The sequence below is a fragment of the Rhizobium sp. BK529 genome (assembly GCF_014194105.1).
Lineage (GTDB): Bacteria > Pseudomonadota > Alphaproteobacteria > Rhizobiales > Rhizobiaceae > Rhizobium.
Genome location: NZ_JACIAU010000001.1, coordinates 1,501,511 through 1,525,264, shown reverse-complemented (window position 1 = coordinate 1,525,264; position 23,754 = coordinate 1,501,511). Strand labels below are relative to the sequence as shown.

General features: G+C 62.0%; 20 protein-coding genes. 9 read left to right on the top strand and 11 right to left on the bottom strand.

Translation table 11 applies throughout. The annotated features are described in order from the left end of the window. Positions 1–90 precede the first annotated feature (90 nt). Genes FHX08_RS07750 through glp form a run of 5 tightly spaced genes read left to right on the top strand, consistent with a single transcriptional unit; the run spans position 91 to position 5,555 of the window. On the top strand, positions 91–1,983 hold the full coding sequence (locus FHX08_RS07750) for a SurA N-terminal domain-containing protein (protein WP_132651515.1): 1,893 nt from the start codon (positions 91–93) through the stop codon (positions 1,981–1,983). A gap of 14 nt (positions 1,984–1,997) precedes the next feature. After that, positions 1,998–3,014 carry an anthranilate phosphoribosyltransferase gene (gene trpD, locus FHX08_RS07745; RefSeq protein WP_132651516.1) on the top strand — a complete coding sequence of 339 codons (1,017 nt, stop codon included), beginning with the start codon at positions 1,998–2,000 and terminating at the stop codon, positions 3,012–3,014. A 9-nt stretch (positions 3,015–3,023) separates the two neighbouring features. Further along, positions 3,024–3,836 carry an indole-3-glycerol phosphate synthase TrpC gene (gene trpC, locus FHX08_RS07740; protein WP_184327067.1) on the top strand — a complete coding sequence of 271 codons (813 nt, stop codon included), beginning with the start codon at positions 3,024–3,026 and terminating at the stop codon, positions 3,834–3,836. Between the two features lies 1 nt (position 3,837). Further along, a complete protein-coding gene (moaC, locus tag FHX08_RS07735; protein ID WP_132651518.1) occupies positions 3,838–4,335 on the top strand; it encodes a cyclic pyranopterin monophosphate synthase MoaC in 498 nt (165 codons plus the stop codon). Next, positions 4,332–5,555 (top strand): gephyrin-like molybdotransferase Glp, encoded by a 1,224-nt coding sequence (glp, locus tag FHX08_RS07730; protein ID WP_184327066.1) that lies wholly within the window; start codon positions 4,332–4,334, stop codon positions 5,553–5,555. The genes moaC and glp overlap by 4 nt, the downstream gene beginning before the upstream one ends. Here glp and FHX08_RS07725 read toward each other — a convergent pair. The 3 genes from FHX08_RS07725 to FHX08_RS07715 form a co-directional block, all read right to left on the bottom strand. Further along, complete coding sequence (locus FHX08_RS07725; protein ID WP_312862123.1) at positions 5,524–6,765, bottom strand: multidrug effflux MFS transporter; 1,242 nt, start codon at positions 6,763–6,765, stop codon at positions 5,524–5,526. The two genes, glp and FHX08_RS07725, sit on opposite strands and share 32 nt — an antisense overlap. Further along, positions 6,762–7,214: a MarR family winged helix-turn-helix transcriptional regulator gene (locus tag FHX08_RS07720; RefSeq protein ID WP_184327065.1), complete on the bottom strand. Its 453-nt coding sequence runs from the start codon at positions 7,212–7,214 to the stop codon at positions 6,762–6,764. Before FHX08_RS07720 ends, FHX08_RS07725 begins: the two co-directional genes overlap by 4 nt. A 99-nt stretch (positions 7,215–7,313) precedes the next feature. Then, the gene (locus tag FHX08_RS07715; protein WP_132651521.1) at positions 7,314–7,970 is read right to left on the bottom strand and encodes a class I SAM-dependent methyltransferase; all 657 of its coding nucleotides are present in this window, start codon (positions 7,968–7,970) and stop codon (positions 7,314–7,316) included. Between the two features lie 172 nt (positions 7,971–8,142). Here FHX08_RS07715 and FHX08_RS07710 point away from each other — a divergent pair, with 172 nt between their 5' ends. Further along, the gene (locus tag FHX08_RS07710; protein WP_132651522.1) at positions 8,143–8,916 is read left to right on the top strand and encodes an alpha/beta fold hydrolase; all 774 of its coding nucleotides are present in this window, start codon (positions 8,143–8,145) and stop codon (positions 8,914–8,916) included. A gap of 54 nt (positions 8,917–8,970) precedes the next feature. Here FHX08_RS07710 and FHX08_RS07705 read toward each other — a convergent pair whose 3' ends face one another. From FHX08_RS07705 to FHX08_RS07690, 4 genes are all read right to left on the bottom strand, one after another. Next, positions 8,971–10,893, bottom strand: a complete 1,923-nt coding sequence (locus FHX08_RS07705; RefSeq protein ID WP_184327064.1) for a DEAD/DEAH box helicase — start codon at positions 10,891–10,893, stop codon at positions 8,971–8,973. Between the two features lie 100 nt (positions 10,894–10,993). Beyond that, a complete protein-coding gene (locus FHX08_RS07700; protein ID WP_132651524.1) occupies positions 10,994–12,850 on the bottom strand; it encodes a CHASE2 domain-containing protein in 1,857 nt (618 codons plus the stop codon). An 8-nt stretch (positions 12,851–12,858) separates the two neighbouring features. Further along, positions 12,859–13,386, bottom strand: a complete 528-nt coding sequence (locus FHX08_RS07695; protein ID WP_409527391.1) for a FecR domain-containing protein — start codon at positions 13,384–13,386, stop codon at positions 12,859–12,861. Positions 13,387–13,512: 126 nt separating this feature from the next. After that, complete coding sequence (locus tag FHX08_RS07690; RefSeq protein WP_132651525.1) at positions 13,513–14,652, bottom strand: citrate/2-methylcitrate synthase; 1,140 nt, start codon at positions 14,650–14,652, stop codon at positions 13,513–13,515. An 84-nt stretch (positions 14,653–14,736) separates the two neighbouring features. On the opposite strand from FHX08_RS07690, the gene FHX08_RS07685 reads away from it, so the two are divergent. Continuing rightward, a complete protein-coding gene (locus FHX08_RS07685; protein ID WP_184327063.1) occupies positions 14,737–15,825 on the top strand; it encodes a citrate synthase/methylcitrate synthase in 1,089 nt (362 codons plus the stop codon). Between the two features lie 47 nt (positions 15,826–15,872). Here the strand turns inward: FHX08_RS07685 and FHX08_RS07680 are convergent, their stop codons facing one another. The 4 genes from FHX08_RS07680 to FHX08_RS07665 all read right to left on the bottom strand — a co-directional run bounded on the left by FHX08_RS07680 (position 15,873) and on the right by FHX08_RS07665 (position 20,105). Beyond that, positions 15,873–17,501 (bottom strand): CTP synthase, encoded by a 1,629-nt coding sequence (locus FHX08_RS07680; RefSeq protein WP_132651527.1) that lies wholly within the window; start codon positions 17,499–17,501, stop codon positions 15,873–15,875. Between the two features lie 143 nt (positions 17,502–17,644). Further along, positions 17,645–18,223, bottom strand: a complete 579-nt coding sequence (secG, locus tag FHX08_RS07675; protein ID WP_132651528.1) for a preprotein translocase subunit SecG — start codon at positions 18,221–18,223, stop codon at positions 17,645–17,647. Between the two features lie 108 nt (positions 18,224–18,331). Then, complete coding sequence (gene tpiA, locus FHX08_RS07670) at positions 18,332–19,102, bottom strand: triose-phosphate isomerase (RefSeq protein ID WP_132651529.1); 771 nt, start codon at positions 19,100–19,102, stop codon at positions 18,332–18,334. A gap of 124 nt (positions 19,103–19,226) precedes the next feature. Beyond that, a complete protein-coding gene (locus tag FHX08_RS07665; protein ID WP_132651530.1) occupies positions 19,227–20,105 on the bottom strand; it encodes an alpha/beta hydrolase in 879 nt (292 codons plus the stop codon). 201 nt (positions 20,106–20,306) lie between these two features. Here FHX08_RS07665 and parE point away from each other — a divergent pair, with 201 nt between their 5' ends. Both parE and FHX08_RS07655 read left to right on the top strand, forming a co-directional pair. Next, complete coding sequence (gene parE / locus FHX08_RS07660; protein WP_132651531.1) at positions 20,307–22,358, top strand: DNA topoisomerase IV subunit B; 2,052 nt, start codon at positions 20,307–20,309, stop codon at positions 22,356–22,358. A gap of 145 nt (positions 22,359–22,503) precedes the next feature. Then, entirely contained in the window at positions 22,504–23,637 is a 1,134-nt protein-coding gene (locus FHX08_RS07655) for an esterase-like activity of phytase family protein (RefSeq protein ID WP_132651532.1), read from the top strand. Positions 23,638–23,754: the final 117 nt, after the last annotated feature.

Sequence of the window (23,754 nt, the reverse complement as noted above, 5' to 3'; positions counted from 1 at the left end):
GCGACAAGCCTTCATTTCCTTGCAGCTTTGTTTTATGGAACGACGAATGTCTGCCCTCTGGGCCAATGATAATGTGAGGTTTGCCTTTCCATGTTCCATTTTCTGAGAAGAGCTGCTCAGACCTGGGTTGCCAAGTTGCTCCTGCTCCTGCTCGTCGCCTCCTTCGGTATCTGGGGTGTGTCGCGTGAGCTTGTAAACGGCGGCAGCAGCACGACGGTCGTCACCGTCGGCAATCAGCACGTGGACGTCAACGAGTTCCGCCTCGCCTATCAGCGTCGGATTGCAGCTTTGAGCCAGCAGTTCGGCATGCGCCTGACGCCCGAACAGGCCCGCGCCTTCGGTGTCGAACAGCAGGTTCTCGCCCAGCTCGTGGCTGGTGCCTCGCTCGATCAGCTCGCCGATGATATGGGGCTCGGACTTTCCGAAGACCGCCTCGCACGGTTGATCGGTGACGATCCGGCCTTCAAGGCAATCAACGGCCAGTTCGACCGCCAGCTCTTCACTTCGCGCCTGCGCAATGCCGGCATCCGCGAAGACGATTATATCAAGGAACGCAGCAAGGAGGCCGTTCGCGGCCAGATCGTCGATGCCGTTGCCAATGGCTTCCAGGCTCCGGCAACGCTCATCGACGCACTCAAGCTCTACGGCAATGAAAGCCGCAGCGTCGATTACCTGCTGCTGACCAACGCCAATATCGAGCCGATCAAGGCGCCGGCCGACGACGTGCTCGCCAAGTGGTTTGAAGGTGTCAAACAGCGCTACCGCGCGCCGGAATACCGCAAGATCGCCTATCTCAAGCTTCAGCCGGACGACATTGCCGATCCCGCGACCGTTACCGACGAGCAGATCAAGGAAGCCTTCGACAAGGCCAAGGCGACCTACACGACGCCGGAAAGCCGCACGCTGGAACAGCTCACCTTCGCCAGCAAGGACCTAGCCAATGCGGCGGAGACTGCGCTGAAGAGCGGAACGAGCTTCGATCAGCTCGTCACCGATCAGGGCAAGACTGCAAGCGACGTGCTTCTCGGTGAATTCACCAAGGATAAAGTTCCGGATCAGGCCGTCGCCGATGCCGCTTTCGCAGTGAAGACGGATGGCGGCACGACCGGGGTCATCGACGGCACCTTCGGACCTGTCATCCTGCGCGTGACCAATATCAAGCCGGAAACCACCAAGAGCTTCGACGAGGTCAAGGAAGAACTGCGCAAGCAGCTTTCGGTTGCCAATGCCTCGCAGGAAGTCATCAACGTTCATGACCGCATCGAGGATATGCGCGCCGGCGGCACGTCTCTCGAAGAGATTGCCAATCAGCTCAAGCTGAAGGCCGTCGTCATCGACGCCATCGACATGGCGGGCGCGGACAAGGATGGCAATCCGGTCAAGGATATCCCAGCCCAGCAGCAGCTTCTGCCGGAAGCCTTCAAGACCGATGTCGGCGCCGATGCGGTCGCCATTTCCGTCGGCAATGACGGCTATGTCTGGTTTGATGTCCGCGATATCATGCCGGAGCGTGATCGCCCGCTCGCCGAAGTGCGTGACAAGGCCGTGCAGGACTGGACCGCCGAGCAGCAGAAGGCCGAACTTGCCAAGAAGGCAGACGAGCTGAAGGCCCAGGCGCAAAAGGGCACTTCGCTTGCCGATATCGCCACCCCGCTCGGCATCGCTGTCGAAAGCAAGAGCGGCATTACCCGCTCCACCGACGACCCTGTTCTCGGCCGCGCAGGCATCAATGCCGCCTTCTCCGGCCCTGTCGATACTGTTGCAACCGCCGTTGGCGCCGACCCGAGCACACAGATCCTGCTGAAGGTGACCGAGGTCAACGACCAGCCAACGACCGATGCCTTGAACAATCGTGACCAGCAGATCACTGCCATGGCAAATGCTGCCGGCGACGATATTCTGGATCAGATGGTCAACGTGCTGCAGGCCCAGTATGGCATGCAGGTCAACCAGAAACTCGCCGAGCAGGCGACCGTCCGCTAGGGGGAAGCGACGCCATGACCGATCTGAAGCCGCTTTTGGCCAAGGCAGCAAGCCGTGAGCCGCTGACCCGTGACGAGGCCCGTCAGGCCTTCGATATCCTGATGTCCGGCCAGGCAACGCCTTCTCAGATCGGCGGTTTCCTGATGGCGCTGCGCGTTCGTGGCGAGACGGTCGACGAGATTGTCGGCGCCGTCACGACGATGCGCTCCAAGATGCTGCGGGTGGAAGCGCCTGAAGACGCGATCGATATCGTCGGCACCGGCGGCGATGCCAGCGGCACTTACAATATTTCGACGCTGGCGGCGCTGATCGTCGCCGGTGCAGGTGTTCCTGTCGCCAAACACGGCAACCGCGCACTGAGTTCGAAATCGGGTGCGGCCGATAGCCTTGCCGCACTTGGCGTCAATCTCGAAGTCAGCCCGGAAATGATATCCCGCTGCATCGCCGAGGCCGGTGTCGGCTTCATGTTTGCGCAACAGCATCATTCGGCCATGCGCCACGTCGGCGCCTCGCGCGTCGAGCTCGGCACGCGCACGATCTTCAACCTGCTTGGCCCGCTCTCCAATCCGGCTGGCGTCAAGCGCCAGCTTCTCGGCGTCTTCGCGCCGCAATGGGTCGTGCCGCTAGCCGAAGTCATGCGTGATCTCGGCTCCGAAAGTGTCTGGGTCGTTCACGGCGACGGCCTCGATGAAATCACTACGACGGGCAAGACCAGCGTCGCAGCCCTCGAAAACGGCCAGATCCGCACCTTCGAACTGTCGCCCGCCGATTTCGGCGTGGCGCCCTGCGTGCTTGCCGACATCAAGGGTGGTGACGGCACTGCGAACGCCGCCGCACTTCGTGAGGTGCTTGCCGGCGCAAAGAACGCCTATCGCGATATTGCGCTCGCCAACGCCGCTGCTTCGCTCGTGATTGCCGGCAAGGCCGAAACGATCCGCGACGGTATGAAGCTCGCAGCCCAATCGCTCGATAGCGGCGCCACGGCATCTGCTCTCGACAAACTGATCGCCGTTTCCAACGATATCGACTAGGATCGCCTCATGACCGATATCCTGAAGAAGATCGAAACCTATAAGCGTAAGGAAATCGCCGCCGCCAAGGCGAAGACTTCGCTTGCGGATCTGAAGGCCATGCAGGCCGGTCAGTCTGCGCCGCGCGGCTTTCACAAGGCGCTCGTTGCCAAGCGCGATGCCGGAGAGATCGGCCTGATTGCCGAGATCAAAAAGGCAAGCCCATCCAAAGGCCTGATCCGTCCGGATTTTGATCCGCCTGCGCTCGCTAGGGCATACGAAGCCGGTGGCGCCGCCTGCCTTTCGGTGCTGACTGATGCACCGAGCTTCCAGGGCGCGCCGGAGTTCCTGACGGCAGCCCGCGCTGCTTGCACCCTGCCCGCCCTGCGCAAGGATTTCATGTTCGAGACCTATCAGGTCCATGAGGCGCGCGCCTGGGGCGCCGACTGCATTTTGATCATCATGGCCTCGCTCAGTGATGACGATGCGGAACGCCTGCAGGACGAAGCTTTCTCGCTTGGCATGGACGTGCTGGTGGAGGTCCATGATGCGCCGGAAATGGAACGCGCGCTGAAGCTGTCGTCGCCGCTCGTCGGCATCAACAACCGCAATCTGCGTACCTTCGAGGTCAGCCTTACTGTGAGCGAGACGCTGGCATCAATGGTTCCGGCAGACCGGTTGCTGGTCGGCGAAAGTGGCATCTTCACCAACGAAGACTGCAAGCGTCTGCAGGCTGCCGACATCAACACCTTCCTCGTCGGCGAGAGCCTGATGCGCAAGGACGATGTGACGGCCGCCACCCGCGCGCTGCTCTTCGGCGAAGCCGCCATCGCGGCCGAATGATATGAGTGGCGATAAGCCAAGCCTCACTCATATCGGCGCCTCCGGAGAGGCGCATATGGTCGATGTCGCCGACAAAGCTGAGACCGTTCGCATCGCCACTGCCGAAGGTCACGTGAAAATGGCGGCGGAAACGCTTGATCTCATTCGGGAAGGCAATGCGAAGAAGGGCGATGTGATCGGCACGGCCCGCCTTGCTGGTATCATGGCCGCCAAACGCACCGCGGATCTCATCCCGCTCTGCCATCCGTTGATGCTGACGAAGATCACGGTCGAGATCGAGGAAGATGTCGCCCTGCCCGGCCTGCGTGTCACCGCGACCGTCAAGCTCACCGGAAAGACCGGTGTGGAGATGGAAGCGCTGACTGCCGTTTCCGTCGCATGCCTGACGATCTACGACATGGCCAAGGCAGTCGATAAGGCAATGGAGATCGGTGGCGTCAGACTGCTCGAAAAATCCGGCGGCAAATCCGGCGATTTCCGTCATCCGGAGGCGAAATGAATCTTCTTCCGGTTGCTGAGGCCCTGAGCCGATTGCTGTCTCGTGCAAAGCCCATCACGGCATCCGAAATGTTGCCGCTGGCCGAGGCCGAAGGTCGCGTGCTTGCTGGCGATCTGACGGCAGGCCTTACTCAGCCGCCCTTCAATTCCTCCGCCATGGACGGTTATGCGCTGCGCCGCCAAGACGCGCCGGAACCGGGTGCCGTGCTGAAAGTCATCGGCGCGTCTTCAGCTGGCCACGGCTTCGAAGGAACCGTCGGCCGCGGAGAGGCTGTGCGCATCTTCACTGGAGCGCCTGTTCCGTCAGGCGCCGATAGCGTGCTGCTGCAGGAGGACGCCGAAAAGATTGAGGGCGGCATCCGAACCAAATTCGCAGTCCGTCAGGGCCAGCATATACGTCCCCGCGGCCAGGATTTTGCCGAAGGCGAAGCCGTGCTGCCGGCCGGCACCGTACTCGATTTCTCGCGGTTGACGGTTGCTGCCGGCATGAACCGGCCTGATGTGAAGGTACTGCGCCGTCCGCTGATTGCAATCCTGGCAACCGGCGATGAATTATTGCCGCCGGGAAGCACGCCCGGTCCATCGCAGATCATTGCATCCAACACATTCGGTGTTGCCGCCCTTGCCCGCAAAGCTGGCGCCGATGTACTCGATCTCGGCATCGTGCCCGACGATAAGGCCAGGATCACCGCGGCGATCGATAAGGCGCGCAGCGCCAACGCCGATGTTATCGTCACGCTCGGCGGCGCTTCGGTCGGCGATCATGATCTGGTGCAGGCCACGTTGATTGAAGCGGGCATGGAGCTCGATTTCTGGCGCATCGCCATGCGTCCCGGCAAGCCGTTGATGGTCGGCAGCTTCGGCGAAATCCATGTGCTCGGCCTTCCTGGCAATCCGGTCTCGAGCCTCGTCTGTTCGCTTCTCTTCCTCGAGCCGTTGATCCGCAAACTCGCTTCCTTGCCGCCGGTCCAGCGCGAGGCGACGGTGGAAGCCGCCGTCACGCTGCGCGCCAATGACCAGCGTCAGGACTATGTCCGCGCCAAGCTTTCGAAATCCGCTGCTGGCAACTGGCTTGTCGAACCCTTCGATAAACAGGATTCATCGATGATGAAGATTTTCGCCCGTGCGGATTGCCTCATCATCCGCCCGCCGCATGCGCCCGAACTGCCGGCAGGGGCGACCTGCCCGGTCATGCTTCTGCGGCCAGACCTTCTCGCCTGACGTTTCCCGCGGCCACGGCGATCCAAAAGCAGATCTGTGCCAGCACGCTTGCGCCGAGAATGACGGTTGCTGCCGCAAGGCCCGGATCGCCGCCAATGCCTGACAGAGCGCTGCAGACGGCCCCGATAGCCATCTGCGTCGAGCCGTAGAGCCCGGACGCCGAACCGGTAACCTTCGGATTGACGCTGACGGCGAGCGTCAGTGCATTGGGCGAGGCCACGCCCGCACCGATCGTATAGATCATGATCGAGGCCATCATCGGCAGCAGCGTCAGATGATCGGTGGCGGCAAAACCGAAGAAGACGAGCGCGGCTGCGATGCTCACGAGGTTGGAAATCACCATCAGCCGTTTCATCGCAATCCGGCCGATCAGCCGGGTGGCGATCATGCTGCCGATCCAGTAGCCGAAGATAAGCAGGGCCAGACAGATACCGACTTCCGTCGCCGGCCGGCCCAGCTCGTTGATCACGATGAAGGGCGCAGACGCGGTGAAGGCGTACATCGACGTCGTCGCGCAACCGCCGCCGATCGAATAGCCAACAAAAGAGCGGGATGCGAGGAGGCCAAGATAGTCACGGCTCAGTGACTTCAGCGAAGTCTCTATGTTGCGTGTGCCGGTCTCCGGCACCTTGCGCCAAGTCAGCAGCAGGTTGGCGACACCGAGGGCGCACAGCGCCGCAAAGATCGAGCGCCAGCCGAGCGTGGAAGCAAGCGCCCCGCCGACGATCGGTGCAAGTCCCGGCCCGACCGTCACCATCAGGTTCATGATGGCAAGCCGTTTGGCCGTTTCATCGGGACTGGAGGTGTCGCGCACGATGGCGCGGGCAATCACCAGGCCGGCGCAGCCGCCGAAGGCCTGGAAGAGCCGGGCCACGATAAGCGCATGTACACCGGGCGAGATTAGCGCTGCCACGCCGGCGATCGTATAGAGCACAAGGCCGCTCATCAGCACCGGCCGCCGTCCGTAACGGTCTGAAAGCGGTCCGTAGATCAGCTGGCCGACGGCGAGGCCGAAAATGTAGAGGCTGACGGTCAGCTGCATCTCGCCGATCGATGCGCCGAGATCGGTTGCCGCCGCCGGTAGTGCCGGCACGAAGATGTGCATGGCGAGCGTGCCGCTGAAAGTGATGAGCCCGAGCAGCCAGATCGGTATATGAAGCTTGGTACCGAACCGTCGGGCTTCGGTCATCGGGCCGGGATGCGGATTCACTGTTCAGGCTCCTCGAGCTGTCGGGCAAGAACGTCGCTGACGTGGTTGAGCACGCGCCATGTAGTTTCGATGTCCTCGCGCGGGATAAGAGCAAGCGCCTCCTCGCGGATACCCTGTGCCACGCGCTCGACCTCCTCCACGGTCTTCCTGCCCTCCTCCGTCAGCAGGATCTCCTTTGCGCGCCTATCCTCGCCCTCGCGCCGCTCGACCAGCCCTGCCTTCTCCAGATTGTCGATCAGGCGTACGACCGAGGAATTGTCGAGCGAGAGCGAGGCTGCCAACTCCTTCTGATGCATCGGTGTTGGCGAGCGGGCGATGCGCAGCAGCGGCAGCCATGTGGCTTCCGTCAGCCCGAAAGGCTGCAGGCGCAGATTGGCGACGCGGCGCCAGTAGCGCGCGGTCTGGGAGACAAGGCTCCCGAACGAGGTTGTGATCTTGTCGTCGGTCATGGGAACATCGATGGGATAACAATAAATGACATGTCATCTATTTCAGCGCAAGCCGAAAAGATAATCGGCAGATAGCCTGAGCAGAGGGATTTGCGTAGCTTATTTCAACCGGAAAACGGCACTGTTGGCGCTGCCGTTGCCTCCGCCGAAATCCGGCACCGGATAGTCCGCAACCTGCAGCAGGAAATCCGTCGGAAGAGGTGCCCTCCCCGGATCGCCGATAAGCACATCGAGGCCGGCGCTACGGCACCGTTGCAGGAAAGGCAAAATACGCTCCGCCAGCGTCTCGTCATAGAATACATCACCGGCCAGGATCATATCGGCGGCCGGTGGTGCGTCCTCGATGATGTCGCCGAGCCGCGTCTCGATCACCACATCATTGGCCGCAGCATTCAGCTGTGCCGCGGCGATCGCCTTCGCATCGATATCGACGGCCAGCACGTGGCGCGCACCGCATTTCATCGCCACGATGGCGACGAGACCGGAGCCGGTGCCGAGGTCGAGGACACGCTTGCCCGAGATCATTTCGGGATGGTCGAAAAGATAGCGCGCGAGCACCGCGCCGCCCGCCCAAGGGTAGGCCCAGTACGGCGGCACAAGATCGGAATCATCAGCCATTGCAAGGCGATAGAGGCCGCTTTGCGGTGTCGCCATATGCAGCCTTACGTTGGGGATGGAAGGCGCGCTGGCGAGCGGCAGGTTTGCCTCGATGAAGGCCTTCAGGTCGAGACGATCATCTGCGGAATCCGCACTCATCTGGTAACGATTGCCCTCGTTGCGACAGGCATCCGGCCTTTGGCACGGCATAATACCTCGCTGGACTTTTGTATAGTTATCGAGGCCCGGGTCTCGGCGTAACTTTTCCCTAGCGACCCCGGAGGGGTTCGCTCCAATTTCCTAGAAGCTGGAGGACTCCATGATGTAATCGATCACCAGACGTTCATTCTCGGCCGCGCTCGTTGCAGGGGCCACACTCAGCATATTTCCGGCCGCCGGCCGGGCCGCCGCCGTCGCCAAGGCAAATAATGTCGTTCTCGTCCATGGCGCCTATGCAGATGCATCCTGCTGGCTGGATGTCATCCCCCATCTCCAGTCCGCCGGCCTGAATGTCATGGCGGTCCAGAACCCCCTCACCTCCTTTGCCGACGATGTCGAAGCCACCAAGCGCGTTCTGGCACTGATGGACGGCCCGACTGTGCTTGCCGGCCATTCCTATTCCGGCATGCTCGTCACCGAAGCCGGCGTCGATCCGAAAGTAACGGCGTTGGTCTATATCGCCGCCCGCGCACCTGATGCCGGCGAGGATTATACAGCACTCGCCAAACAGTATCCGACGCCACCAGCCAGCGCCGGCCTCGTTCACAACGGCGGTTACGCTCAATTGAGTGAAGAAGCTTTCGTGAGAGATTTTGCCGGCGACCTGCCGGTGCCCCGTGCCAAGGCGCTCTATGCCGTCCAGGGGCGGATTTCCGATATGTTGTTTAATGCCAAGACGACGGTCGCTGCCTGGCGCTCCAAGCCGTCATGGTACGCGGTCTCAAAGAACGACCGCACCATCAATCCCGATCTTGAACGTTTCATGGCAAAACGCATGAACGCAACGACGGTGGAACTCGACGCCAGCCACGTTTCGCTGATCTCTCAGCCCCGCGCCGTTGCCAATCTCATCCTCGCAGCAGCCGGCCACAGCGATCGCAGCTGAGACCTTTGGTGTGCGCCGGCCGCATCGCCTTACCGGTGCGGCCGGCAGACCGTTTCAGCGGTCCTTCTTCTTGCCGAACTTGCCCTTGGGGCCATCAACTTTAGGGCCGTCGAACTTGTTGCCGCTTTCGAACCTGTTCTTGCCACCCTCGAACCTAGCGCCTTCAACTTTCGGCTTCGGACCTTTCTTCGTCCAGGGCCTGTCGTCTTGACGTTCGGCGCCGGCGGCCCTGTCCTTGCCGAACTTGCCCTTCGGCTTGTCACCGCGGAAACGATCATCACCGCGATCTTCGAACGACTTCTTCGCATACGGCTTGGCGGCCGGCTTGCTGAAATCGGGCGTGCCGTTCAGCCTGGCCACGCGGATACCGCGCTCCATCGTCTTGTTCGGACCGAGGGCACCGAGAAAACCGTCGGCGCTGTCGGCGGCGATTTCCACGAAAGTTTCGTCCGGCTGCATCTTGATCGCGCCGATTTCCCGCTTGGTCAGGTTGCCATTGCGGCAGAGCATCGGGATCAGCCAGCGCGGTTCGGCATTCTGCTTGCGACCGACGGAGACCGAGAACCAGACGCTGGGGCCGAAATCGTCGCGTGGTCCCTTCTGCGCCGGCGCAAATTCGCGCAACTCGCCGTCGCGGCGCTTGCGGGCGCGATCGTCCTGCACCGAAACCTCGATAAGGTCTTCCGGGGCCGACTGGTTGGCGCGGTAGAGACGAACGAAAGCGGCGGCGAGTGTCTCGGCGCCATGGCTTGCGATGAGCTTCTGCACCAGCCCCTGCTCTTCTTCCTGGGGCTTGTCCGCGAAGATCGGGTCGGCCAAAAGCCGCTCGTCATCACGCTCCGTTACTTCCTCGACCGAGGGCGGCCGCGCCCAGGTAGCGGCGATGCCGGCATTGTCGAGCAGGCGTTCGGCCTTGCGGCGAACGTTGAGCGGCACGATGAGGGCGCTAACCCCCTTGCGTCCGGCACGCCCGGTACGGCCGCTGCGGTGCAGCAGCGTTTCCGGATTGGTCGGCAGATCGGCATGCACGACGAGGTCGAGTCCCGGCAGGTCGATGCCGCGGGCAGCGACATCGGTTGCGATGCAGACGCGGGCGCGTCCGTCGCGCATCGCCTGCAGCGCGTGGCTGCGCTCGTTCTGGGTCAACTCGCCTGACAGTGCCACGACATTGAAATTGCGATTGTGGAACCGCGCCGTCAGGTGATTGACGGCTGCTCGCGTCGAACAGAAGACGATCGCGTTGCGCGCCTCGTAATAGCGCAGCACGTTGATGATCGCATTTTCGCGGTCGCTCGGTGAGACGACGAGTGCGCGATATTCAATGTCGATATGCTGCTTTTCTTCCGCCTGTGTGCTGATTCGCACGGCGTCGCGCTGATAGCTTTTCGCCAGCTTCGCAATTGCGGCGGGTACGGTTGCAGAAAACATCAGCGTCCGGCGATCGTCGGGCGCCGATTCGAGGATAAATTCCAGATCCTCTCGGAAACCGAGATCGAGCATCTCGTCCGCCTCATCCAGTACTGCTGCCTTGAGTTCGCTCATATCCAGTGCGTTGCGGCGGATGTGGTCGCAGAGACGTCCAGGTGTACCGACGACGATATGAGCGCCGCGCTCCAGCGCCCGGCGTTCGCTGCGGATATCCATGCCGCCGACACAGCTGACGATGGTTGCGCCTGCCATTTCATAGAGCCATTCCAGCTCGCGCTTGACCTGCAGCGCCAGTTCGCGCGTTGGCGCTATCACCAGAGCCAGGGGTGCGGCTGCCGGCGCAAAACGTTCGACGCCGTCAAGAAGCGTCGGCGCAAGCGCCAGACCGAAGGCGACGGTCTTGCCCGAGCCGGTCTGCGCGGAAACGAGAGCATCCGACGCTGCGAGCGCCGGATCGAGCATTGCTTTCTGGACGGGAGTGAGCTCGGTGTAGCCGCGCTTCTGCAACGCCTTAGCGATCGCCGGAACGACGCCGTTATATTCAGTCATTTTTGTTCGATCTTTCGGAGCGTTCAGGCGCGTCACGCGCCGGAGCCGGAATTTTCCGGCCGGAGAGTCGCGGAGTTCCTACTCGCTCTGGCTGCGAATGTCAAAGCCCCTCGCCGCGCCAGGCATAGATAGTGATGCCGTGGGAGCGTCCGCGCAGTTTCGTTTCGAAGGGACCGGTCAATTGGCCTGCCTGCGATGGTGCGGCATCTGCTCCGGCCTCTCGCAACAGATCGGCGCTGAGCGCCAGTTCAGCGCGGCGGCTTGCCGCCACCTCCATGAGCCGCTGGGCGACATTGACGGTATCGCCCGTCGCGGAGATCTGCTGGCGGTCGCCGCTGCCGAGACGGGAAGCGACGATCGGCCCGCAATGGGCACCGAGCTTGAATCCTATCTTCCTGCGGCGAAGCTCCGGATGGCCTGCAAGGAAGCTGCGGGTGCGGTCGGCAAGCCGCACGGCGCAGGCTGCCGCACGCGCGGCATCGTCGTCGGCCGGTTCAGGCAGCCCGAAGAGGATCATGGCGCCATCGCCCATGAAGCTGGTGATCGCTCCGCCATGCTGGCGCGTCTCGTCGTCGATCAGTTCGAAGAAGCCGCTGAGGATTTCCCTGACGGCCGCCGGTCCGACGGCTTCGCTGAGGCCGGTGAAACCCGAGAGGTCGATGAAGACGACGGATGCATTCTGCCGCACCGGCTCGGCCAGGAATGCCGGGTCGCGCGCCAGCCACTCCCCGAGGCCAGGCGCCTCGATGCGCTGCAGCCGGTCGGACTGATCGGCGAAATGCCGCGCACGGGTACGGTCCCGCCTGAGTTCTGCAGCACCGAAAATGAGCGCGGGCGGAAGGGCGGCCGCAATCGGCAATGCGGCACTCAGCCAGTAGCCGTTGGCGAAGGCGGCAAGGTTGAGCATCGCCCAGACGATGACCGTCAGACCGATGACGGCGAAACCGAGCGCACTGCGGCGCCATGCGATCAGTGCGACCAGGAGAATAGGCAAGGCTATCGCGATACCGGCATCCGCCTGTCGTGTCCTGGTGTCGCGCACCATGCCGTCGCCGGCGATCAGATGCGTGATTGCCGTAGACATCACTTCGACACCTGGCAGGATGGGATCAAACGGTGTGGGAAAGACATCGCCGCCGCCGGCCACGGTGGCGCCGATCACCACCACCTTTCCGGTGATGGCATCCGTCGGCAGTTTGCCATCAAGCGCATCGGTAGCGCTGAAGGTGCGAATACTGCCTGCAGGTCCGTAGAAGGTCAGCGGCAGGCGCTGGCCCGTATCAGTTGGGATGCGCCGGGTGCTGAGCCGGATGCCATCGTTTTCGATCAAGGGTTCGGCGTCGAGCGCAATCGAGGCGACCCGCAGTGGAAAGGCGGCATCCAGACGTTCGGCGGCGCGCGAAAACAGCGGAATGAAACGCGGCACACCGCTCTGGTCCGTCGCGACATTGACGATGCCGAGCGCTGCAGCCTCTGCGAAGCGCGGCTGTGGCAGAAGAAGCTGCTGCGCTTCGGGAATTCCGGCAAGCGGATCTTCTGCATTTTCTTTCACCACTTGGAGACTTTTCGGGAAGGTCGCTGCACCTGCGATGATGCTGGGCGTGGCCTTGAGGGCCGCTTCAAGGGCTGCATCGCCCTCTTCCGTGGCGGCGTCGACAAGCAGGATATCCAGCGCCAGTGCCCTCGGCCTCATAGCCCCGATGGACGTGACGAGTTGCGCAAGGATATCCCGCTTGAGCGGATAGCCATGCGCTGCGGCGGTACGGTCGTCGATCGCGATAATGGAAACGATGTCGGGCGGAGGCCGGACGCCGACGATCGTGCTGCGCAGATCGGCAAGCGTGGCCTCCATGCGCTCCAAGAGGTCCGAATTCGACTGCAGATGGAAATAGCCGAGTGCCGCGCCCCACAGACCGGCGAGCAGTAGCGCGATCACGGTCTGGAGGCGATGGTTCATGAGACGACTTATTGACCGAGACGTGAGAGAAGGGCCGCGACGCGGGGTGCCGGCCATGTGCGGACGATGAGTGCTGCGGTTCCGCTCGTGACATCCACGCCCTCGCCCGGTCCCAGCACGACGGCCGAGCCTGTTGGACGGCGCACCCCGACACGACCGCGGGTGACCAGCACGGAAGTCGTGTCGCCTTTGACATCGACGGCCCATTGCGTACCGCGGACAGCGGCGATCGCCTGCGGTGTCACCACCTGGAATCCGCCGCGATGCTGGTTACTGTCGACGTCAACGAGGGCAGCCTTTCTGCGCAGCGACAGCGAATCCGGACTGCCGTCGCGATTGCGGTCGGTGAGCGTGAAAGATGCGCCACGTTCGGCGGTGATGTTGACGCCGCCGGGGCAACGGAAAATCTGATTGCCGTCTGAGGCGCGCGAAATGGCGCAGCCGGCCGACTGGGCGTGGGCTGCGCCATCCGGCAGCATGCCGATGATCAGCACGGCGGAAAACAGGCTGCAGGAGATTGCTGACATGGCTTTCATGGTCCGCCCCTCGTGACTCGCCGGGCATCCTCGAATGCGTCGGCTAGCCCCATACTAGCTGAACTCGCCCGTTTCCCTATGCAAAAACGTGAGACTGTGCAAGCTGTTCGGCAAGACGCGCGACAGTCACAAATCGGCAGGCGAAGGTCCGACATAGCGGGCGCGCGGGCGGATCAGATGGCCGCTTTCGATCTGCTCCATGGCATGCGCCAGCCAGCCGGTCGTCCGTGCCAGCGCGAAGATGATGATTGGTGCCTCCTCAGGCAGACCGAAGGCGGCGGTCATGGCGGCAAGCGCGAAGTCGGCATTGACCTTCTCGCCTACCATCTCCTCGCCAACTTGCTGCACATCGAGAAAAACCGGCGGCACGTCGAAGGAGGACAGCAGCACGTGCGCCCGCACATCGCCATTAGGATAAAGCGGATGTCCGAAAGCCACTGGTTGGCCTCCCCGCAGCAGCAGGCGGCGGATCGCATGTTCCGCCCCGGCTTCGGAGGCGGCTTCGGCAAGGGCATCGACACTCCGCCACGCCGAACCATGCAGCGGGCCCGTCAGGGTTGCGAGGCCAGAGAGCACGGCGGCAGAAAGTGCCGCCCCCGTAGAAACCGTGACACGTACGGCGAAGGTGGAGGCATTGAGCTCATGATCGGCAAACATGACAAGCGCCCGCCGTAGGCAATCGGCAGCCTCCGGTCTGCCCCAGCATGCGGCGAGACGGTAATGCAGTGGATGGTTCGGAGGTCCCGGCGCCAGCGCATCGGCAACGGTGGAAAGCACGCTGCATGCCTCCATCTGCAAGGCGGGGCGCGCGCGTCCGAGAGATGGCAGATCAGTGCCCGCCCGTCCTGCCAGCGCCAGAAGCACCGCCTGAATGGAAGGTGATGCCGGCTCCGGAGCAGAGGCCTGTGCGCAGGCAAAATTCTCCGCATTCCACAGTAGCAGAGCAGTCTCCTCCAGCGTCGCATGAGTTGAAAGCTTCGCCGCATCCTGCCCCCGATAGAGCAAACGTCCGGCGGAGATGGTGGAGATGGACGATGTCAGCACCGGGTCGCCCCAACTGATCGCTTCGGCCGCGACTGTCTCGCTCTTGCGCCGACCCGCATGTCGTTCGGCAAGCCGTTTGACGTCACTTTCCTGATAGAGGCTGCGGCGCGGATCGGCTGGGTCCGCTTTGGCGCGGATCCGCCCGCGACTGACATTTGCATAAAGGGTCTGCGGCTTGGTACCGAGCTCTGCCAGTGCTTCCTCTGCCGTTAGCCAGGTCACATCAGCCTCACATTGATCGATTGCGTCAAGATTGACGTCAACTAAACTAGGTCCGATCTTTCGTCCGGTAAAGGAGAAAGACCCATGAAAAATGGTTTGGAAGATGTCATTGCCGCTGAAACACAGCTCTCGGATGTCGACGGCGAAGCCGGCCGGCTGATCATCCGCGGTGTGTCGCTGGATCATCTGGCAGGACGCAGCACCTACGAGGATGTTGCTGCCCTGCTGCTGGACGGCCTGATCGAGCCGCATCTCGACGCGCAGGAACTGCGCCGCCGGCTTGGCCGGGCGCGAAGGGAGGTCTTCGCGGAAATCGAAGCCGCTGATTCCCGCTTGCTGGCGCTGCCGCCGGTCGATGCCATGCGCGCTCTTGTCGCCCGACTGCCTGATGGAGAGGATATCGATACCGTGCTTCGCCTGCTTGCCGCACCTGCCGTCTTCCTGCCGGCGGTACTGCGCCTGCAGGGCGGCAAAAAGCCGGTGAAGCCTGATGCAGGCCTTTCGCAGTCAGCCGATATCCTACGGATGCTTTCACGTGTGCTGCCGAGCACGGAGCAGATCGGTGCACTCGACACCTATCTTGTAACGATCTCGGATCACGGCCTGAACGCTTCGACCTTCGCCTCGCGCGTCATCGCCTCGACGCGTGCCGGCCTCACCTCCTCGGTGCTGGCGGCAGTCAGTGCGCTCAAGGGGCCGCTGCACGGCGGTGCACCCGGGCCGGTGCTCGATATGCTCGATGGTATTGGCAGCGAAGACAATGCCGGCCTGTGGCTGCGTTCCGCGCTCGATCGCGGCGAACGGCTGATGGGCTTCGGCCACCGCGTCTACCGTGTCCGTGATCCGCGCGCTGATGCCTTGAAAAACGCTCTAAAGCCTCTCGTTGCCGCCGGCCAGATCGATGCCGCCAGAATCGCGCTTGCCGAAGCCGTGGAGCAGGCAGCACTTGCCATCCTCAGGGAACGCAAACCGGACCGACCGCTGGATGTGAATGTGGAATTCTATACGGCGCTTCTCTTGGAAAGCCTCGGCTTCCCACGTGAGGCCTTCACCGGCGTCTTCGCGATCGGCCGCACCGTCGGCTGGATTGCGCACGCCCGCGAGCAGGCGCTGGAAGGCCGCCTCATCCGTCCGCGCTCGGTCTATGTCGGGCCGTTGCCCGAAGCAGCATGACGTAAAGAGAAAGGCCGCTTCCTCGTCCTGAAGAAGCGGCCCATATTTTAGACCAGTCGGCTCTGTTCCGTTGCCGCTTCGATGAAGCTCGCAAAGAGCGGATGCGGGTCGAGCGGACGGGACTTCAGTTCCGGATGGTATTGGACGCCGATGAACCACGGATGGTCGGGATATTCAATCGTCTCCGGCAGCACACCATCTGGCGACATGCCCGAGAAGACGAGGCCACAATCTTCCAGCCGGTCCTTGTAGTCGACATTGACTTCATAGCGGTGCCGGTGACGTTCGGAAATATCGGTGGAGCCGTAGATTTCTGAAATCTTCGTCCCCTTCTTGAGCGCTGCCTTATAGGCGCCAAGACGCATCGTGCCGCCGAGATCGCCCGATGCCGTGCGCTTCTGCAGCTCGTTGCCCTTCACCCATTCGGTCATCAGGCCGACGACCGGTTCCGGCGTCGGGCCGAATTCGGTCGAGGAAGCATTCGCAACATCGGCGAGGTTACGGGCAGCCTCGATGACCGCCATCTGCATGCCGAAACAGATGCCGAAATACGGCACCTTGCGCTCGCGGGCGAAGCGGGCCGCATGGATCTTGCCTTCCGAGCCGCGCTCGCCGAAACCGCCCGGTACCAAGATACCGTGAACCTTCTCGAGATACGGCGCCGGATCTTCCTTCTCGAAGATCTCGGACTCGATCCATTCGAGCTTGACCTTGACGCGGTTGGCGATGCCGCCATGATGCAGCGCTTCGATCAGCGACTTATAGGCATCCTTGAGGCCGGTATATTTGCCGACAATCGCGATCGTCACCTCGCCTTCCGGCGTGCGGATACGGTTGCAGACCTCTTCCCACTGGTCCAGGCGCGGCTTCGGCGCCGGCTCGATGCCGAAGGCGGCCAGCACTTCGTCGTCGAGGCCTTCCTTGTGATAGGCCATCGGCACGTCATAGATATTGGCAACGTCGAGTGCCTGGATGACAGCGGACGGACGCACGTTACAGAACAGCGAGAGCTTACGGCGTTCGGCTTCCGGGATTTCCCGGTCGGCACGTACCAGCAGGATGTCGGGATGAATGCCGAGCGCCTGCAGCTCCTTGACCGAATGCTGCGTCGGCTTAGTCTTCAATTCTCCGGCGGCCGGGATATAGGGCATCAGCGTCAGATGGACGTAGATGGCGGTGCCGCGCGGCAGGTCGTTGCCGAGCTGGCGGATCGCTTCCATGAAGGGCATCGCCTCGATGTCGCCGACCGTGCCGCCGATCTCGCAGATGACGAAATCATAGTCGTCATTGCCTTCGGTGACGAAATCCTTGATCTCGTTGGTCACATGCGGAATGACCTGAACGGTCGCGCCGAGATAGTCGCCGCGGCGTTCTTTGTCGATGATGTTCTTGTAGATGCGGCCGGTGGTGATGTTGTCGGTCTTGGTCGCCGAGCGTCCGGTGAAGCGCTCATAGTGTCCAAGATCGAGATCGGTTTCCGCGCCGTCGTCGGTGACGAAGACTTCGCCGTGCTGGGTCGGGCTCATAGTGCCCGGATCCACGTTCAGATAGGGGTCGAGTTTGCGAAGCCGCACCCGATAACCACGGGCCTGCAACAACGCTCCGAGAGCTGCGGCCGCAATTCCTTTTCCGAGGGAGGAAACCACGCCGCCAGTGATGAATACGTATCGCGCCATGGGAGTCACCGGATACCTTTTCAAAAACGATTCCACCAGCCCAAAAATTCTTTTCCGGAATTTTTGGCGCGTGGCGCAGGAATCTGAACAAAAGAAAACCGGCAGACCCGAGGGCCTGCCGGCGGTTGATCTTATGGCCCGGCTTATTGTCCCGTGGGGACGCCGGAAGGCTGGGCCGGCTGGGTTGTGGCCGGGGCCTCGGGCTGAGCCGGAGCAGTCGTCGACGGAGCTGCCGGCGCAGTCGCCGCAGGGGCGCTTGCAGCTGGAGCCGGTGTTGCGGGTGCCTGCGTTGCCGGTGCAGCAGGCGCAGGTGTTGCCGGAGCCTGAGCAGCCGGTGCCTGCGGAGCGGCCGGAGCCGGAGCAGCAGCGCCGCTATTCGGAATGCCGCTGTTGTCAGCAGGCTGAGCCGGGGCCTGCGTGCTACCGCCGCCCAGCGAATCGAGAATACCGTTGCCCTGGCCGCTCGTTGCCGGAATACGGTTGAGAATATCCGTCGGGCGGCTTTCGTAACGGGTCAGGATACCGAGGCCGAGCGAGGTGAGGAAAAACAACGTCGCGAGAATCGCGGTCGTGCGCGTCAGCGCATTGGCCGTGCCGCGGGCCGACATGAAGCCCGATCCGCCGCCGATGCCGAGGCCGCCGCCTTCGGAGCGCTGGATGAGCACGACGCCAACGAGCGCGAGCACGATCATGAGATGGATGACAATCAATACTGTCTGCATGGGTCCAGTCCTGCCCGTCGCAGGACGGACATAAAATAGAAATCTGGCGGCTCTTTACATGAGGTCATCTGCTATTCCAAGCCCTTCGGCCAGGAATATGCAATCGCCTCAGGCGAGCAGCGCTTCGTATGCGCCGTAGATGGCGAGGAAGTCGGTGGCTTTCAAGCTCGCCCCGCCGATCAGCGCGCCATCCACGTTGTCGACGGCGAGCAACTCGCTGGCATTGCCGGGCTTGACGGAACCGCCATAGAGGACGCGCATACCCTTGCCCTCGTCGCCGAAGCGCAAGATGAGTTCGTCGCGGATGAAGGCGTGGACGATTTCCACATCCTTTGCGGTCGGTGTGAGTCCGGTGCCAATCGCCCAAACGGGTTCGTAGGCAATGACCGTATTGCCAGCCGTTGCCTCTTCCGGCAACGAACCGAAAAGCTGGCGCTTGAGCACCTCGAGTGTCTGATAGCCGTCGCGCTCGTCACCGGTTTCACCGATGCAGACGATTGCAGTCAGATCCGCCTTGTAGGCGGCCTGCGCCTTGGCTCGGATCATATGGTCGGTCTCGGCATGGTCGATGCGCCGCTCCGAATGGCCGACGATCACGTAGGTGCCGAAGCAATCGGCAATCATCTCAGCTGAAATATCGCCGGTATGCGCGCCGCATTCTTTCTGGTGGCAATCCTGCGCGCCGATCGCGAGCGGGCTGTCGGTGGCGAGTGCGGTTGCCACATAAAGCAGCGTCGCCGGCGGGCAGATCAGAGCTTCGACTTTTTCCGACAAGGGGGAACTGACGCCTTGGGCAATCGCCTTGATCTGGTCCAATGAGGCGCGCGTGCCGTTCATCTTCCAGTTCCCCGCCACGAGCGGGCGTATGTCAGGTGTCATGCTGCTCCTCCAAATCCGCATATTCGGGCGGCCTTAGCAAAAGCCTGCAGCAAAGGAAAGCGCCCACGTAACGTCGGGGAAATATGATCGTTTGAAAGTTCCAGACAGCGTCGAATTTGCTCGTTCAGGACGCCAATATCCAGTTCAGCACCTTGCGCCAGTCGATCATGCGGATCGGCGTGCCGTGATTGCCGCTCTCAAAAAGCGTGAAATGCGTGGGGTATTTTGTCTTGTAGAGCTTGTCGAACAGCGACTGCTGATCGGTTGCAGCATAGACTGGATCGCGGCTGCCATGCGCAAACCAGAGCGGCAGCTTTGCTTTGTAGAAGGGGCTTTTCACGAAATCCGGGTCCGAGACACCGCTCATGACCAGCATGCCCTTCAGCCGCTTGACGCTTTCTGCATCGCGCGTGATGCCCCAGCAGATCTGGCTGCCCATCGAAGCACAGCTCAGAATGACGGGGCGGCCGGGAGACTGGACGCTCGCATAGCGGATCAATCCGGCAATCGCCGCGACGCCATTGGCGTCGAAGGTTTTGACGCTCGGCGAATAATAGACGCCGCCATTGCCGGCTGCGAGATTCTTCAGCCGGTTGAAATTGCCGCCGAACGTATAATCGTTGGCGCCGAGCCGCCGGTCGCCGTCGCGGCCGTGGATGAAGATGACCGTGAAGGCGGCATTCTGCGCCGGTCCCACCCTGGTGACATCGAGCCTGACGCCATCGAGGGAGAGTGTCTCATCCGCCTGCAGCTTCTTCACACCGAGAGTGACATATTTCTGCTGCACCCGCTTTTCAGGGATCTGGTCGCGCCCGTTGATGTCGCGCATCTCGTCGTAATCAACGACTTCGAAGGCACCGTCATCGCCCGTCTGCAACACCGTCTGCTTCGAAAACAGATCGTCCTTGTAGGGCGGAAGCGCATCGGCAGCGGCGACGGCCGCGGACAGGAAAAAGGCCGCAATTGCTGTGATTATGGTGCAATGACTTGTGGACATCGGCATCGAGATGGTTCCCAGAGAGCTGCCGCGACTTGCCATTCGTCGCCCGGCAACGCAAATCACATCTTGAAAAGCTCCGCAAATACGGGGCGCGTCGCGTATCGGGGCGCTTTCTGTCAGAATCCCCCTGATTCGCAAACGCGATGCCGAATGCTGATATTGTGGGCCAGCGGCCCTTCACGAGAATAAGATCTGAACGGTTCCATGGAAGATAGCAACGACCTCTTTTCCGGAATGCCCCTGACGCAGAAGCAGGAGGAGGCTGCGAAGCCTGCTGCGCCCGCGGCACCCGCCACCCCTCGCCCGGCGCCTGCGGCTTCGAACGGCGATGATTACGGCGCATCCTCGATCCGCGTGCTGGAAGGTCTGGAACCGGTGCGCATGCGCCCGGGCATGTATATTGGCGGCACCGACGAAAAGGCGCTGCACCACCTCTTTGCCGAAGTCATCGACAACTCGATGGACGAAGCAGTGGCCGGCCATGCCGATTTCATTGATGTCCATCTCGACATCCAGGGCTATCTCACGGTGACAGATAACGGCCGTGGCATTCCAGTCGAAAACCATCCGCAGGTTCCCGGCAAGTCGACACTCGAAGTCATCATGACCAAGCTGCATGCCGGCGGCAAATTCGACGGCAAGGCCTACGAGACCTCGGGCGGTCTGCACGGCGTCGGTGTCTCCGTCGTCAATGCGCTGTCGGATTATCTCGAAGTCGAGGTGGCGCGAAACCGCAAGCTCTATCGTCAGCGCTTCTCGCGCGGCCTGCCGCAGGGCGGGATCGAAGATCTGGGTGACGTGCATAACCGCCGCGGCACCAAGGTTCGCTTCCATCCCGACCCGCAGATCTTTGGCGAGCATGCGAAGTTCGATGCGGGCCGTGTGTTCCGCATGGCTCGCTCCAAGGCCTATCTCTTCGGCGGTGTCGAAATCCGCTGGAGCTGCGATCCAGGCGTGCTTCCGGAAGGATCTGACGTGCCCGACAAGGCCGTCTTCCACTTCCCGGGTGGCTTGAAGGATTATCTGCAGGCGACGATGGGCAAGGAGTTCACGGTCACCCGCGAAATCTTCGCCGGCAAGAGCGAGAAGGTCGCCGGCCACGGCGCGCTGGAATGGGCGATCACCTGGTATGGCGGCGATCCGCAGGTCCACTCCTATTGCAATACGATTCCGACGCCCGAAGGCGGCACGCATGAAGCGGGTCTGCGCGTCGCGCTCACCAAGGGCCTGAAGAGCTATGCAGAGCTGACGCAGAACAAGCGCGCCGCGCAGATCACCACCGATGACGTGATGATCTCCGCGGTCGGCATGCTTTCGGTCTTCATCCGCGAGCCGGAATTCGTTGGCCAGACTAAGGATCGCCTTGCGACCGTCGAAGCTCAGCGCCTCGTCGAAAACGCGCTGCGCGACCCCTTCGACCATTATCTCGCCGACAATCCGGCCGAAGCCGAAAAACTTCTCGACTGGGTGATCGAGCGCGCCGAAGAGCGCCTGCGTCGCCGCAAGGAAAAGGAAGTCAACCGCAAGACTGCGGTTCGCAAGCTGCGCCTGCCCGGCAAGCTTGCAGACTGCTCGCAGAACACCGCCGAAGGCGCCGAGCTCTTCCTGGTCGAGGGTGACTCGGCAGGTGGCTCCGCCAAACAGGCGCGAAACCGCGCCAACCAGGCGATCCTGCCGCTGCGCGGCAAGATCCTCAACGTTGCCAGCGCTGGCCGCGAAAAGCTGTCGGCCAACCAACAGATATCAGATCTCATCCAGGCGCTCGGCTGCGGCACGCGCTCGAAATACCGGGAAGAGGACCTGCGCTACGAACGCATCATCGTCATGACCGATGCCGACGTGGACGGTGCGCACATCGCCTCGCTGCTCATCACCTTCTTCTATCAGGAAATGCCGGAGCTGGTGCGCGGCGGCCACCTCTTCCTCGCCGTGCCGCCCCTCTACAAGATCACGCAGGGCGCAAAGTCCGCCTATGCCCGCGACGACGATCACCGCGCCGAGCTCATGGAGACGGAATTCAAGGGCAAGGGCAAGATCGAGATTAGTCGCTTCAAAGGTCTCGGCGAAATGCTGCCTGCCCAGCTCAAGGAAACCACCATGGATCCGGCCAAGCGCACGCTGCTGCGGGTACTAATTGACGAGGTGGATTTCGAGGGCACGCGCAATGCCGTCGACGACCTCATGGGAACCAAGGCCGAAGCCCGTTTCCGCTTCATCCAGGAACGTGCGGCTTTCGCGGAAGATTTGGATATTTAAGCCACAGCGAATTCATCGAACTGACGAAGAACCGTTACAAGTCCGTCAAATTACCGGCGCAATAGAACGGCCGGCGCTTGAGGCCTCTCCCGAGGGTTTCGTAGGCGCCGGCCGTTTTGTTTCAACCCTTTGCCGGATATTTGCCATGACCAAGCGTTTTCTTGCGACTGTCGCACTTGTTCTCCTGTCCAGCACCGCCTCCGTCTATGCCACCGATCTTGGTGCGACAGTCGAGACCGCCTGCCCCTTCGGTGATTGCGCAGCGGCTATTTCGCTGTCCTATCTTGGTGAATTCGTCATCCCGACCGGCCAGATGGAAAATGGTGTCGAATTCGGCGGCATTTCCGGCCTCGATTTCGATGCTGCCACCGGCCACTATATCGCCATCAGCGATGACCGCTCCGAAAAGGCCCCCGCCCGCTTCTACGATCTCGATATCGATGTCAGCGCCGCCGGCTTGAAAGGCGTCACCATCGTCAAGCACACCATCTTCCAGGACAAGAACGGCCAGCCCTTCGCCATCCGCACCGTCGATCCGGAATCCATCCGCCTCGGCAAGGACGGCATCTATTGGGGCAGCGAAGGCGACGGCAAGGCGTTGATCGCCCCCTTCGTCCGGGTCACCTCGCCGGACGGCGCCTTCGTGCGCGAGTTCAAGCTGCCTGACGGACTTGCACCGACCGCCGACAGGTCGACCGGCATCCGCGACAACCTCGCTTTCGAGGATCTCGCCGTGTCTCCGTCCGGTGACGTTTTCGTGGGCGTCGAAGCAGCCCTCTATCAGGATGGCCCGAACCCGAACCTGACCACCGGTAGCCTGTCGCGCATTATTCGCTATGACGGCGCAACCGGCGAACCGAAGGCACAATATGTCTACACGGTGTCGCCGATCCCGCAGGCTGCCAGCAAACCCGACGGCGGCAACGACAACGGCATCTCGGAAATGATCGCTCTTGACGATCACCGCCTGCTCGCCGTCGAACGCAGCTATGCGCAGGGCTTCGGCAACAACGTCAAACTGTTCATGATGGACCTTGACGGTGCAACCGATGTTTCCGGCATCACATCGCTTGTCAAGACCGACCAGCGCGTTGTCCCAGTACGCAAGAGCCAAGTGCTGGATCTCCGCGCCATCGGCCTGACGCCCGATAACATCGAGGCCATGGCGATTGGCAAGGCGAAGGACGGCACCGGCGTCCTGGTCCTTGGCTCGGACAATAACTTTTCGACTGGCCAGAAGACGCAGTTCTATGCCTTCAAGATCAACCGTCGGCCCTAATAATCACGAGGCGATCAGAGGCTGAGACAACCACGCTCTGTATACGCTTTATCCGGGCGGACCTTGAATCCGCCCGGTTCATAGCCCATAAAACAGGACAACAATAAAAAGAGGCGC